The sequence below is a fragment of the Amycolatopsis sp. NPDC041971 genome, from assembly GCF_055588925.1.
Window position 1 is genome coordinate 442,608 of the sequence record NZ_JBVJCE010000002.1, and the last position, 12,871, is coordinate 455,478.

Here is a 12,871-nt window from a genome sequence, read left to right on the forward strand (position 1 = left end):
CGCGACCGGAATGAACTGGGGGTGACAAGGTCCCCTGGCGGCTCACAGCCGCCAGGGGACCTTGTCTTCGGGCGCGTAGCGGCACGAAGAACCGGTGGTGACCGACGCGCGCAGGTGCGCGGCCAGCGCCGGATGCTGCTCGTCGAGTTTGCGCAGGGTGTCCCGGATCCGGGCGGTCACCGTCTTGCGGGCGCGTTCGGCCTCGTCACCGAGCCGTCTGGTGCGGCCGCCGAGCCCGGCCGCGGAGCGCAGTTCGGCGAGCAGCGCGTCCCGTTCACGGTCCAGAGCCGCGGCGCGCGCGTCCTGGCCCAGCCCGGTCGCAATGTCGATCAGTTCGTCGAGTTCGTCCAGCCGCGCGCGATACCGTGCCTTCGCCTCGTCGTCGAGGACGGCGTCGCCGCCGAGGCTCTTCGCGGCGACGACCTCCTCGCCTCCCGCTGGATCGAGCAGCCGGACGGCCGCCACCTCCGAACCCGGCCTGCCGAGCAGGAAATGCAGATCCCGCAACCCTTTCGAGTCCGGAAGGCGGGCGGTGGCGCCGTTGAAATGCAAGGTCCACACGGCTTCGTCGCGACGGAACTCGGCGGCGGGGGTGGGCGGTGCCTGCGCGTTGTTTCGCGTTCGCGCCACTCTGGCCACGACCTGCCGCATGCCGAACGCGGTGGCTTCTTCGTCCACTTCGGACACCAGCGTCGCCGCGGCCGCCGCGTCGCCTTCGAGGTTCCGGCCGAGCAAAGCCGCCACCAGCCAGGACTTGGCTTCGGTCGCCCAGACCGTGGCCCTCAGCCGGTCCGCGGAGAGCACGGCGCCGCGCAGCCGGTCCACCGCGTCGTTCCAGCGTTCCTGCGCCAGATCGAGCCTGCCGAGCCAGAGGTCGACCGGGCCGGAGATCTCGCAACCGTACAGGGAAACCAGCCATTCCCCGCTGTAAGGCGCGAGCAGCGCGCGGGCGGCTTCACAGCGTTCGGGATCTCGCGAGACCGCCGCCGTATGCGCCTGACAGCGCAGCCACAACGCTTCCAGGTCGCGAGGATACGGTTTCGTGTCGGCCGCGAGATCGGTGAGCCGCACAGCCTCCCCGACGTCCTCACGCTGTGCCGCGGTGATCGCCTCCAGCAACCGGGCGTAGGGGTACCCGCCGCGGGAGATCTCGCGGTGAAGTCCGGCGAGATCGTCGAAGCGCCCCTCCAGAGACCATCGGGCCCACTGCTGCAGCTGGTTCAGATCACCGAAATGGGGATGCTCGTCCCCGTCATGGTCCGCGATCACCTGGATGTACGCCTCGGCTTCGGTGAACCTGCCCTGGAGGGTGGCGATGATGCTCTGGTCGATCCGGGAGGCCAGCTGCGAACTCGGCGCGCGGCCGGTACTCGCCAGGGCGAGAAATTCTTGATATTGCTCGAAATACCGGGGGTCACCCTGTTCGAGCAGCGCCACCCACTTGAAGGAAGCCGCGTAGTGCTCCAATTCCGGGTTCGCGGTGCGGCGGCCGACCACGACCAGTTCGTCGGTGAGCCGTTCCCGTTCCGCGGCGCTGCCCGGCCCCCAGATCGCGTCGTGCCGGGCCCACAGTCCGAACAGCAGGGCGGAATCGTCCTGGTGGTCGCGGGCGGTCATCATGATGTGCGCGGTCAGTTCCTGCGTCATCTCTTCGACGGTGATGTCCCGGCCGGGCTCGCGGCCGCAGAGTCGCGTGTGCGCCTCGGTGAGCACCTTGACCGTCTCGCCGACGCGCAAACCCTTGTAGTCGGCGCGGATCAGGGTCAGCGCCAGCCGGGCGAGGAGATCGTCGTCGTCGAGTTCGTGGATGAGCGCGGAGACCTCGTCGAGGACTTGCCTGCCCTCGTCGGTCTCGTGGTGGCGGGTCAGATGCGCGCCCAGTTCGAGGGCGATCACCGCCTGCCGCCGCCGATCCTCGGCGATCTCCATCGCCCGCCGGTAGTGCTTGGTCGTCTCCTCGATCGCCATGCGGCCGGTGGCGTCGATCGCGGCGGCCAGCATCAGGTCGATGGCTTCGTCCGGGTCGATTTCGCGTCCGGCGAGCAGCGCGTGGCGGGCCATGTCCGCGGGGAAGAGTTTGTCCCGTGACGTCGGGGTCTCGCGGGCCGCCGCGACGACCGCGGCGTGCTGTTTCCGGCGGTCCTGTTCGGACAAGGCCGCGTACAGCGTCTCGCGGACGAGGTCGTGGGCGAAGGCGAACCGGCCCTGCCCGTGCACCACGACCAGCCGCGCCGCGACGGCCTGGTCGAGCAGCCGGTCCACCTGGGGCACGGGTGCCGAGGCCACGCCCGCGAGCAGCCTCCGGTGGAACTCCCTGCCGAGTACGGACGCGGTGGTCAGCAGGTCGAGAACCGGTTGGGGGAGCAGGGAAAGCCGTCTTTGCAGGGCATCGGCCACGCCGGGTGCGATGGTCTCGGCGGAGCCGCCGCTGTGCCAGAGACGCGCCGTCTGCTCGACGAAGAACGGGTTGCCGCCGGTGCGGCGGTGGACCTCGGCGACCAGCCCGTCGTCGGGCGCCGTACCCGCTGTCCTGGCCATCAGCGTGCCGACCTCGTCCGGTTCGAGGCCGGTGAGAGTGACCGAAGTGGCCTTCGCGAGCAACGGCAGCACGAGCGAGCGAAGCGGGTGATCGGTCGCCTCGACCTCCACGTCCCGGTACGTGCCGATCAGCAGCAATCGCTCGAACCAGGTGTGCTGCGCGGCGAACTCGAGCAACCGCAGCGAGGCGGCGTCGGCCCAGTGCAGATCGTCGAGCACCACCACGATCGGCTGATCCTGGGACGCGGCCACCAGCACGCTCGTCACCGCGTCGTACAGCCGGAAACCGTCCGCCGCGCCGTCGCCGCGGGCCTCGCCGAGCAAGACGTCCAGTTCACTGTCGGCCATCGCGGCCCAGCGTCCCTGCCCGACCGCGCGCCGCAGCCCGCGGACCACCTGGGTCCACGGCCAGTAGCCCGGCGCGCTGGCGGAGTCCCAGCAGGACCCGTTGAGCACCAGCGCACCGAGGCGCTTCGCCTCTTCGGCGGCGCCTGTGACGAGCGTGGTCTTGCCGATCCCGGCCTCGCCGGTGACCAGCACCAACCCCCCGTGGCTTTCGGCGGCACGGGAGATCTCCGCGCGGAGCACCCCCGCGGGATGGTCGCGTCCGATGAGCGCGGCTGACATGTCCGAATCCTCCCAGTAGGGTCCGACAGTTTCACGACGCGCACCCGATGTCAGGTGTTTTCTCCGGTCCGTCGTGACCGAGGGTGACCGACGTCTCCCGGCCGCGGGGAACCTCACGCGGGGGAATCCGACCTTCTGGACGTGACGAATCGAGTGGGACGGCGGGGTAAGGACGTCGTGCGCCCGGCCGGCCGAAGGCGCCCTGTTGTGCCAGGTCAGGTGGTCAGCGGCTGGAGTAGGGTACGGGGTATGGGGAGCATTCGCTCGCGCGTGTTGGCTTGGATCGGCCGCCGCTACCTCGCGCGTCAGCAGAAGAACGGTTTCGACCTGTCCAAGATGTCCATCATCCCGGACAACGCGCTGCTGCCGCTCAAGCGCGACGGGCTCGACCCGGTGACCGAGCTGGGCCTGATCCGCGCGACGGAGCCGGTCAGCAAGCTGGACCTGCCCTTCGGCATGAACGGATGGCTGGTCACCGGCTACGACGAGGCCAAGACCGTACTCGGCAAGGTGAGCGAGTTCAGCAACGACTTCACGAATCTGGTCGGGAACGCGGGCGTGACCGAGGACCAGAACCCCGGCGGGCTCGGGTTCGCCGATCCGCCGGTGCACACCCGGCTGCGGCGGCTGCTCACGCCGGAGTTCACCATGCGCCGGCTGTCCCGGCTGACGCCGCGGATCGACGAGATCGTCGCCGACCAGCTCGACGCGATGGCGAAGGCGGACGGTCCTGTCGACCTGTGGGAGGCCTTCGCGCTGCCGATCCCGTCGTTGACGATCTGCGAGCTGCTGGGTGTTCCGTACGAGGACCGCGACGACTTCCAGCGGCTGAGCACCGCGCGGTTCGATCTCTTCGGCAGTGCGGGCGCGTCACTCGGTGCGATGACCGAGTCACTGTCCTATCTGGACGACATCGTCAAGAAACAGCGCGAGAACCCGGGCGACGGCCTGCTCGGCATGCTCATCAAGGACCACGGCGACGAAATCGACGACCGCGAGCTGGCGGGCCTCGCCGACGGTGTGCTGACCGGCGGGCTGGAGACCACGGCGAGCATGCTCGCGCTCGGCGCGCTCGTACTGCTCAAGGACCGTGAGCTGTTCGAGACCGTCCGCGGCGACGACGCCGCCGTCCACAAGTTCGTCGAGGAACTGCTGCGATACCTGACGGTCGTGCAGATGGCCTTCCCGCGCTTCGCCAAAGAGGACATGGAGGTCGCCGGCGTCCAGATCGCGAAGGGCGACATCGTGCTGGTCTCCCTCAACGTCGCGAACCGTGACGGCGCTCTCGGCGAGGACATGGAGAAGTTCGACGCGACCCGCGAGCCGACGTCGCATCTCGCCTTCGGCTGGGGCATCCACCGGTGCATCGGTGCCGAACTGGCCAGGATGGAGTTGCGCACCGCGTATCCCGCGCTGGTGCGCCGGTTCCCGGAGATGCGGCTGGCGATCGAACCGGAGGCGGTGGGCTTCCGGAAGGTCTCGATCGTCTACGGCGTCGACGCGCTGCCCGTGCTCCTGGAGTGATTTTCAGGAGACTCCTCTCGGACGGAACTGGATGCTGATCCTCGGCCCGACCGGTTTGGCGGTCTTGGGTACGGCGTGTTCCCAGGTGCGCTGGCAGCTGCCGCCCATGACGATCAGGTCGCCGTGGCCGAGGGCGTGCCGGACGGTCTCCCCTCCGCCACGCGGGCGCAGCGCCAGCTGCCGGGCGGCGCCGACCGAGACGATCGCGACCATGGTGTCCTCGGTGCGCGAGCGGCCGGTGTCGTCGCCGTGCCAGGCGACGCTGTCGCGCCCGTCCCGGTAGAAGCACAGACCGGAGGTCGCGAACGGCTCGCCGAGCTCGTCGGCGTAGTGCGCGGAGAGCGTCTCCCTCGCCTCTGTGAGGATCGGGTGGGGGAGCGGCATGCCTTCGCGATAGTGGCTCAGCAGCCGGGGGACGGCGACGACACGGTCGTACATCTGCCGTCGTTCGGCGTGCCACGGCACGTCTTCCGCGAGCCGGGTGAACAGTTCGTCCGCGCCGGTGAGCCAGCCCGGCAGCACGTCGATCCAGGCACCCCTGGCCAGCTCGGTGCGCCGGATTCCGTCGAGCGAGCCGAGCCCGAGCGCGGCGCACTCGTCGAACAGCGAGGCTTGAAGGGCGGGGGTCATGGCAACCGAAGGTACCCCGGTTCCACCGATTTGTCGAACGCATGTTCGAGTGAAGTAAATGACCTGCGTCCGCGGGCGAGGCCGGGCACGATGGGCCCATGATCGACACAGCGAAGTCCGCGGACGGAACGCCGATCGTGTTCGAGCGACGGGGCGTCGGGCCGGTGGTGGTGGTCGTCGCTGGAGCCGGCAACGACCGGCACGGTGACGAACCGCTGGTCGCGGAGCTGGCGGCCGAGTTCTCCGTGGTGACCTACGACCGACGGGGCCGGGGCGAAAGCGGCGACACCGCGCCGTACGCGGTCGAACGCGAAATCGAAGACCTGACCGCCGTCGTCGTTGCACTCGGTGAGCCGGTGATCGTGCATGGCATCTCCTCCGGCAGTGCGCTGGCCCTCCTCGCCGCCGCGGCCGGCGTGCCGATGGCGCGCCTGTCGGTTTTCGAACCGCCTTATCGCGGCGAAACGGAAGAAGTCCCTGAGAGGTACGCCGACGAGATGCGCCGCCTGGTCGCGGCGGGCCGGTGGGACGACGCCGTCGCGCTGTTCATGATGGCCGCGGTCGGCTCCCCGGCGGGGGCTGTCGCCGAGGTTAAGGCGACGCCGATGTGGGCCGAATTGCGGTCGTTCGCGCCTACGCTCGTTTACGACGCCTTCGTGATGGGAGACTCGAAGGTGCCGGGCGAACTGGCGTCGATCGTTACGCCCGTTCTCGTGGTGAACAGCAACGGCAGCACGGACTGGCTGAAGTCCGCCGCACTCGTCGCCGCGAAGGTGATCCCCGGGGCGAGGCAAGTCGAGCTGGACGGCGAGTTCCACAGTGTCGCGCCGGAGCGGCTCGCGCCGGAACTCAGCGCATTCTACCGGGATCCTCGATAAGGCGCAGGTAGGCCGCGCCGCGCGGGGAGATCCGGTAGCCGACCTCGAGGCTGAGCGTCAGGCCGAGGTCCTTGAGCTTGCGGATGTCGATTTTGAGTGCCTCTTTTTCGCGGCCGAGGAGGTCGGCGAGTTCCTGTGCCCGGCGGCCGGGGTTCCGGGCGATGCTCCGCAAGGTCTCCTGGGTCCACGGGCGGCGTCTGTCCATCTTGGACAAGCGCTTGCGGATGGCTTGGAAGTCCTTTTCGGACACTTCCGTCTCGGCGCTGAGCGCGCGGCGGGGATCGGGCCCGAGGTAGCGCAGGCGGATGCGGTACACCGGAGCGTCCGCGGGGCCGCGCAGGGTGCCGCGGACCGCGTTCGCCGACTCGGCTCCGGAGCGGCGGGCGTCGGCATCGGTGATCGTCGCCGGATCGACGATCTCGACGGAGCCGACCTCGATCACCCCTGCCTCCAGGCGCAGGACGTCGCCCTGGTGGACGTTCGGCTTCGACCAGCGCCGGAAGGCCAGGTCGATCGTCCCGGCCGCCAATCCTTCGAGGACCATCATGGAAAGGATCACCGTCGTTACCCAATCAGCGGGACGCCGGAGCGTCAACGTCTTGTCCGATGACGGTTCGTGCTCGTACAGTCGCAGCCTGGTCCTGGTCTGGACCACCGCCGCCCTGAGTACGCAGGAGGCAGGATGCGGAGACGACTTCGGACCGCCGGGGTGGTCACGGCGGCCGTCCTCGGCCTGATGGCGTCGGCGGTGCCGGCGAACGCCCAGGTCGGAACGGGACCGTGGACGGCGGAGAACCCCTCGTTCAACGTCCAGGAACGCGGGTGCGGCAACGTCGACGGGCTGAATTTCGAACTGACCTGCTACACCGGAAGCGGGGACCAGCGGGCGGAACGACGCTACGTGACCTACACCGGCGGGACCCGGCAGTTCGAGGGATCGTTCCGGATCACCAGCATGGCGGGCAGCCGGATCAGTCTGAAACAGACCTTCCGCGACGCACCGACCGCCGGGCCGTACTTCATGCTCGCGGTCGAACGCGGCGGGCGGCTCTACGCCGTCCACGGCGGGGACACCCTGGGCAGCGGTGCGACCGTCGGGACGTCCGTGCGGGTCAACACCGTGCACCAGGTCGGGAGCACGCACAAGGTGTACCTCAATGGTTCGCTGAAGCAGACCGTGAGCAGCAGCGGCGGTAGCTACTACGACAAGTTCGGTGCCTACCGGACGGCCAGCGGCGCCGGACCGGTCAAGGTGACCTGGAGCGGGATCAAGTTCTGGCGTAAGTGAGGCGCCGGTGCCGTGGGTCGTGGGGGGGGGGGGGGTTTGTTGTTCCCCCCCCCCACCCCCCCCCCCCCCCCCCCCCCCCCCGCCCTCCTTCTTTCTCGTGGCGTGGGGGGGGGGGGGGGGGGGGGGGGGGGGGGGGGGGGAGGGGGGGGGGGGGGGGGGGGGTGGGGGGGGGGGGGGGGGGGGGGGGGGGGGGGGGGGAAGGGGGGGGAAGGGGGGGGGGGGGGGGGGGGGGGGGGGGGGGGGGCGAACCCCCCCCCCCCCCCACGACTCGGTCCGGACCTCCGCGCCACGTGTCGAGGTCTGTCCACGCTTCGAGCGTCCGCTTGCTTTCGAACCGGCGGCGTTCCCCCGTGACCGGGTCGGTGAACTCGAGGACCTTCGCCAGTAGCTGCAACGGTTCGGTGAAGTCGTCGAGCGGGGTTTCGGTCAGCTCCGGGTAGAAGTCGTCGCCGAGGATCGGCAACCCGAGGCCGCTCATGTGCAGCCTGAGTTGATGCGTGCGGCCGGTCGCGGGAAGCAGGCGATAACGGCCGAGGCCGTCGCGGTGCTCGATGAGCTCGACGCGGGTTTCGGCGTTGGGCGGCCCGTCGACCTCCTGCGCGGCGATGACCCCGCGTTCCTTGACGATGCGGCTGCTGATCTCGCGTGGCATCACAACGGCTGGATCGTACCGCGCGATCGCCTCGTATTCCTTGTGTACCAAACGATCCCGGAACATCGTCTGGTATTTGCCGCGAAGTTCGGGGGTGCTCACGAACAGGATGAGTCCGGCGGTGACCCGGTCGAGCCGGTGCGCGGGGCTGAGTGTCGGGAGGTCGAGTTCGCGGCGGAGGCGGACCAACGCGGTCTGCAGGATGTGCCGCCCGCGCGGGATCGTCGCGAGGAAATGCGGTTTGTCGGCGATCAGGAAATGTTCGTCGCGGTGCACGACGGAGACCTCGAACGGAACCTCGACCTCGTCGGGCAGGTCCCGGTGGAACCAGATGAACGAGTCCGGCACGAACGGCGAATCGACGCCGAGCGGCCCGTCCAGCCCGACGATGCGCTCCTCGCGGAGCATCTCCACGATCCGTTCGGGCGCGACCCGGGGAAGCCGTTCGACGAGGTGCTCCCGCAGCGTCGTCCACGGTCCCTCGGCGGGCATCTTGAGCCTCGCGGGGTCGAGCCCGTGACGGGGTGGGAGCGGCGGGCGGAGCTTGCGTCTCATCACCGCGCACTCTAGCCGCGAAGTCTCATCCGGCCTGGTCTCGGTACCGCGCGAGGTACCGCTCGGTCACCTCCGCGTCCGCGACCGCGGTGGCCTCGGCGCGGGTCCGGCGGCCGCTGCCCGGCGGGAAGCCGTTCTTGGCGAGCCGGTGCTCGATGCTCTCCTCCATGTACGCCATCGAATAGAAGTACGCCACGAGCGCGGCCATCAGCACGATCGCCAGCCGCAAGGGGAGCGGGCCGGGCAGAAGGAGCCACACCGCGCAGAGCGGCGCGATCATCACCGTACTGCGGGCGACGTGCCGCCAGCGCCAGCTTCCGGTGGTCGCGTCGTGGAGGATCCAGTCGTGGTAACGCTCGGGCAGCCTGCCGCCGAGTGAGTACCACAGCCAGCGGAACACGTCCGGGCGCTTGCGGGGCATCGGGCGACTCCTTCCGTCGATGTTCGACATAGTACACTAATGATTAGTACACTAACCTTTAGTGTCACGTGCACCACGGCTAGAATCGGCGGCATGAACTCGGAGGGGCCGGAGATGAAGTCGATCGATCTGGGTGAGGATCCGCTCGCGCTGGAGCGCCAGGTGTGTTTCGCGCTGTCGGTCGCCTCGCGCAGCGTCATCGCCATCTACCGGCCGCTGCTGGAGCCCCACGGGCTCACCCATCCGCAGTATCTCGTCATGCTGGCGCTGTGGGAGCGGGGCCCGCAGGCGGTCAAGGAGCTGAGCACCGCTCTGCGCGCCGAGCCCGCGACGCTGTCGCCGCTGCTCAAGCGGCTGGAGACGATCGGTTACGTCACGCGCAGGCGCAGCGCCGAGGACGAGCGGCTGCTGACGGTCGAGCTGACGGAATCCGGTCGCGCGTTGCGCGCGGAGGCGGAAAAGATCCCGTACCGCGTCGTCGAGAAGCTCGGCATGGAGGTCTCCGAGCTGGAGGCGCTGCACAAAGCCCTCACTCGCGTCATCGAAGCCACGGCTTGAGCGAACCGAAACCGGGGTGTGACGAAATACGGGTGTGAAGCCGCGCCGGGGTGGGTAATTTCCGTCACGCCAACTCGAAGTGACAGGAAGATGAGGGACCGTGACCACCTCGACCCCCGCGCCCACGGAAGCAGGTCTGGAGCTCATGACCAGGCTGAACGCCTACCTGGAGGACGTGGCCGCGGCGTTGGGGATACGGCCGGATTCGCGCACGGTCGACCTCACCGGCCCGGTCGCCGCCCGCCTGAGGCTGAATTGGCGTCTTCCCGGTTTTCCCGAACGTGACGTCGACCTGTTGTGGCACGAGGAGCACGGTTGGTCGGCCGCCGTGGCGACGCATTCGGGCGACGACCACCACGTCGTCGTCGCCTACCTCGGGGGCCGCACGGTCGCGTCTCAGCCGCGGCTGGTCGCCCGGTTCGCCGAAACCCTGCGCACCGGCGAACACCGGGACTGCTGGCCCGGTCCGCCGACGCTGCGCACCGCCGGCGGACCGTCCGCGCTGGCCAAGGAACTCGCCGCCTGGGCTTGAGCGGTCAGGTGAGCAGGGAAGGTGTCAGGGACTGACGGTCAGCTTGCCGAGGATGCGCGCGACGACGGCGTCCAGATTGGCGTCGAGGAAGAAGTGGCCGCCCTCGAACACCTCCATCTCGAACGAGCCGGTGGTGTGCTCGCGCCAGTTTTCGACGTCCGGCAAGTCCAGCACCGGGTCCGCGTCCCCGGCGAACGCCACGACCGGGCAGCTCACGTCGGAGCCGGACCGGTAACGGTAGGTCTCGACGGCCTTGTAGTCCCCGCGCAGCGCGGGCAACGCGAGCGCGCGGATGTCCGGATCGTCGAAGATCGACGCGTCCGTGCCGCCGAGCCTGCTGACCTCCTTGAGGAACGTGTCGTCGTCGGCGAGGTGGTGGGACTTCTCCTTCCGCACGTCCGGACCGCGGCGGGCCGAGACGAACAGTGCCGCGGGGACGAGGCCACGCGTTTCGAGCAGACGGGCGACCTCGAACGCGACGATGGCGCCCATGCTGTGGCCGAAGAGGGCGAAGGGTCGCGGGAGCGCGGCGACGACGTCCACCAGCTGCTCGGAGAGAACGTGCAGATCGTCGATGACCGGCTCGCCCATGCGGTCCTGCCGTCCCGGGTACTGAGCGGTGTGCACTTCGACGGTGGGTGAGAGGGCCGCCGAAAGCGGGCGGAACGCGCTCGCCGATCCGCCCGCGTGCGGGAAGGCGATCAGTCTCATCCCGGCCGAAGGCGCCGGATGAAAGCATCGCGTCCAGCGACGAAGATCCTGCCCTGCCATCGAAAATCCCCCAATCCGCGCGCGGACGGCCCGCGCAACACTGGAATGTACGGGGGTTTCGCGGGGCGAGTCCATGCTTGTGCGGGGTTGTTCACGCTCGCGCGGGGTGGGAACACTGGACACCTGCCCATATTCCGGGCCGGGCGGAGAGGAGCGAGTGTGGCGGAGGACTTGAAGATCAGGGTCGGTGCGGAAGCGTGGTCGGTCACCGTGGTCGTGAGTGACGATTCGGGTTAGAACACGAATCGCCACTCACGACCACCTGGACCGGCGCACCACCCTCACGCCCTAGTCGAACTTCAGCTCTTCGGTCCGCCGCGGCATCAGCAACAACGCGCCGACGCTGAGCACGGCGACCACCAGCATGGCCAGGAAGACGTGGTGCGTGGCGTCCGCGAGGGCGCCGCGCACGAACGTCGTCGTCGGCGTGTCCGGGCCGTGGCCCTCCAGGACGACACTGGTCGCGTCGACGCCGGACGGCAGGCCGGTGACTCCGGCGGGCGGGTTGGCGAAGCGGTTCGCCAGGGTGGCGTTGGCGATCGCGCCGAACATCGCCACGCCGACCGCGCTCCCCAGCGAACGGCTGAACATGTTGGTCGCGGTGACGACACCGCGGCGTTCCCAGCCGATGGTGGATTGCACGGCGATCAGCGTCGGGCTCGACGCCAGGCCCAACCCGATCCCGAGGACGAACGCCGCCGCGGCCGCCAGCCAGATCGACGACCCCGACGCCAGGAACACGGTGAGCGCCGCGCCCGCGATGACGATCCCGCTGCCGATCAGCGCGGTGTCCCGGAACCCGATCCGCATGTAGACCCGGCCCGCCAGCGACGCCGAGATCGGCCAGCCGACGGTCAGCGCCGCCAGCGCGAATCCGGCGACGAGCGCGCCGGTGCCGAGCACGCCCTGCGAGAAGGTCGGCAGATAAGAGGTGAGGCCCATCAGCAGCATGCCGACCACGACGGCGACCAGGTTCCCGCCGATCAACGTCCGTTTGGTGAAGATCCACAGCGGCAGTACCGGTTCCTCGGCCTTGCGTTCCACGAACACGAAAACCACCAGCAGCACCGCGGCGGCGGCGAAGATCGCCAGGCTCGGCGCGGACGCCCAGCCCCAGGCCACCCCGCCTTCCAGCAGGCCGAGGATCAGCAGCGAACAGCCGAGGGTGAGCAGTGTGGCGCCGGTGTAGTCGATGCGGTGCGGGCGGCGTTCGACGCGTTCGCGGAAGTTCCGGTACAGCATCCACGCCGCCAGCGCGCCGAGCGGCAGGTTGATGAAGAAGATCCAGCGCCAGTCGAGGTACTCCGCGAACACGCCGCCCAGCGTCGGCCCGACCACCGACGAAATCGCCCAGACACTCGCGAGATAGCCCTGAACCCTGGCGCGTTCCTCGACGGTGTACATGTCGCCGACCATGGTCAGCGCGATCGGCTGGATCGCACCCGCGCCGATGCCCTGCACCGCGCGGGCGGCGATCAGCACCGGCATGCTCCAGGCCGCGCCGCACAGCACCGAACCCAGCAGAAACGCCGCGATCCCGAAGAACATCACCGGCCGCCTGCCGAGCACGTCGGCGAACTTGCCGTACAGCGGAACGGTGACCGCCTGGGTCAGCAGATAGATCGAGAACAGCCACGGGAACTGTGAGAACCCGCCGAGATCGGCGACCACCGACGGCACCGCCGTCGCGATGATGGTCGAGTCCAGCGCGATCAGGCCGGAACACAGCATCACGGCGATCAGGACGGGGCCGCGTTCGGAGCGGAAACCGACCCCTTCCTTCGCGGTGACCGGGGCCGGGGTCGTCATCTGTGGCGGTCTCCTCGGGCTCATGAAGAAGGTCAACTGCTTCGCATGGGTAAGCATTCCATGGAGACACCCGGTCATGGGACCGCTT

General features: G+C 69.3%; 11 protein-coding genes and 1 pseudogene. 5 read left to right on the plus strand and 7 right to left on the minus strand.

Going from position 1 to position 12,871, the window contains the following annotated elements:
* Positions 1-42: 42 nt before the first annotated feature.
* Positions 43-3,165 carry an ATP-binding protein gene (locus ACZ6DT_RS07120; protein WP_465589927.1) on the minus strand — a complete coding sequence of 1,041 codons (3,123 nt, stop codon included), beginning with the start codon at positions 3,163-3,165 and terminating at the stop codon, positions 43-45.
* Positions 3,166-3,414: 249 nt separating this feature from the next.
* Between ACZ6DT_RS07120 and ACZ6DT_RS07125 the strand changes: the two genes are divergently transcribed.
* Positions 3,415-4,689 (plus strand): cytochrome P450, encoded by a 1,275-nt coding sequence (locus ACZ6DT_RS07125; protein WP_465589930.1) that lies wholly within the window; start codon positions 3,415-3,417, stop codon positions 4,687-4,689.
* Positions 4,690-4,692: 3 nt separating this feature from the next.
* On the opposite strand, the gene ACZ6DT_RS07130 is transcribed toward ACZ6DT_RS07125, so the two are convergent.
* On the minus strand, positions 4,693-5,319 hold the full coding sequence (locus tag ACZ6DT_RS07130) for an alpha-ketoglutarate-dependent dioxygenase AlkB (protein WP_465589933.1): 627 nt from the start codon (positions 5,317-5,319) through the stop codon (positions 4,693-4,695).
* A 98-nt stretch (positions 5,320-5,417) separates the two neighbouring features.
* Here ACZ6DT_RS07130 and ACZ6DT_RS07135 point away from each other — a divergent pair, with 98 nt between their 5' ends.
* Entirely contained in the window at positions 5,418-6,197 is a 780-nt protein-coding gene (locus ACZ6DT_RS07135) for an alpha/beta fold hydrolase (protein WP_465589936.1), read from the plus strand.
* Here ACZ6DT_RS07135 and ACZ6DT_RS07140 read toward each other — a convergent pair.
* Positions 6,169-6,756, minus strand: a complete 588-nt coding sequence (locus ACZ6DT_RS07140; RefSeq protein ID WP_465589938.1) for an ASCH domain-containing protein — start codon at positions 6,754-6,756, stop codon at positions 6,169-6,171. The genes ACZ6DT_RS07135 and ACZ6DT_RS07140 overlap by 29 nt on opposite strands.
* A 123-nt stretch (positions 6,757-6,879) precedes the next feature.
* Between ACZ6DT_RS07140 and ACZ6DT_RS07145 the strand changes: the two genes are divergently transcribed.
* Positions 6,880-7,485 carry a hypothetical protein gene (locus tag ACZ6DT_RS07145; protein WP_465589940.1) on the plus strand — a complete coding sequence of 202 codons (606 nt, stop codon included), beginning with the start codon at positions 6,880-6,882 and terminating at the stop codon, positions 7,483-7,485.
* 274 nt (positions 7,486-7,759) lie between these two features.
* Here the strand turns inward: ACZ6DT_RS07145 and ACZ6DT_RS07150 are convergent.
* Positions 7,760-8,692 (minus strand): annotated as a pseudogene (locus tag ACZ6DT_RS07150) (RluA family pseudouridine synthase); the annotation flags it as partial.
* Between the two features lie 25 nt (positions 8,693-8,717).
* On the minus strand, positions 8,718-9,113 hold the full coding sequence (locus ACZ6DT_RS07155) for a DUF5313 domain-containing protein (RefSeq protein WP_465589943.1): 396 nt from the start codon (positions 9,111-9,113) through the stop codon (positions 8,718-8,720).
* A 114-nt stretch (positions 9,114-9,227) separates the two neighbouring features.
* On the opposite strand from ACZ6DT_RS07155, the gene ACZ6DT_RS07160 reads away from it, so the two are divergent.
* Positions 9,228-9,671 (plus strand): MarR family winged helix-turn-helix transcriptional regulator, encoded by a 444-nt coding sequence (locus ACZ6DT_RS07160; protein WP_465590569.1) that lies wholly within the window; start codon positions 9,228-9,230, stop codon positions 9,669-9,671.
* A 100-nt stretch (positions 9,672-9,771) separates the two neighbouring features.
* Positions 9,772-10,203 (plus strand): DUF6292 family protein, encoded by a 432-nt coding sequence (locus ACZ6DT_RS07165; RefSeq protein WP_465589946.1) that lies wholly within the window; start codon positions 9,772-9,774, stop codon positions 10,201-10,203.
* Positions 10,204-10,227: 24 nt separating this feature from the next.
* On the opposite strand, the gene ACZ6DT_RS07170 is transcribed toward ACZ6DT_RS07165, so the two are convergent.
* On the minus strand, positions 10,228-10,914 hold the full coding sequence (locus tag ACZ6DT_RS07170; RefSeq protein WP_465589949.1) for a thioesterase II family protein: 687 nt from the start codon (positions 10,912-10,914) through the stop codon (positions 10,228-10,230).
* A 348-nt stretch (positions 10,915-11,262) separates the two neighbouring features.
* Positions 11,263-12,783, minus strand: coding sequence for an MDR family MFS transporter (locus tag ACZ6DT_RS07175; RefSeq protein WP_465589952.1), 1,521 nt, complete (start codon positions 12,781-12,783; stop codon positions 11,263-11,265).
* Between the last annotated feature and the right edge of the window lie 88 nt (positions 12,784-12,871).

Bases quoted from the DNA above. Each gene is read 5' to 3' on its own strand.
- ACZ6DT_RS07170 (WP_465589949.1), bottom strand. From the start codon at position 10,914: ATGAGACTGATCGCCTTCCCGCACGCGGGCGGATCGGCGAGCGCGTTC.
- ACZ6DT_RS07125 (WP_465589930.1), top strand. From the start codon at position 3,415: ATGGGGAGCATTCGCTCGCGCGTGTTGGCTTGGATCGGCCGCCGCTAC.
- ACZ6DT_RS07160 (WP_465590569.1), top strand. From the start codon at position 9,228: ATGAAGTCGATCGATCTGGGTGAGGATCCGCTCGCGCTGGAGCGCCAG.
- ACZ6DT_RS07145 (WP_465589940.1), top strand. From the start codon at position 6,880: ATGCGGAGACGACTTCGGACCGCCGGGGTGGTCACGGCGGCCGTCCTC.
- ACZ6DT_RS07175 (WP_465589952.1), bottom strand. From the start codon at position 12,783: ATGACGACCCCGGCCCCGGTCACCGCGAAGGAAGGGGTCGGTTTCCGC.
- ACZ6DT_RS07120 (WP_465589927.1), bottom strand. From the start codon at position 3,165: ATGTCAGCCGCGCTCATCGGACGCGACCATCCCGCGGGGGTGCTCCGC.
- ACZ6DT_RS07135 (WP_465589936.1), top strand. From the start codon at position 5,418: ATGATCGACACAGCGAAGTCCGCGGACGGAACGCCGATCGTGTTCGAG.
- ACZ6DT_RS07130 (WP_465589933.1), bottom strand. From the start codon at position 5,319: ATGACCCCCGCCCTTCAAGCCTCGCTGTTCGACGAGTGCGCCGCGCTC.
- ACZ6DT_RS07155 (WP_465589943.1), bottom strand. From the start codon at position 9,113: ATGCCCCGCAAGCGCCCGGACGTGTTCCGCTGGCTGTGGTACTCACTC.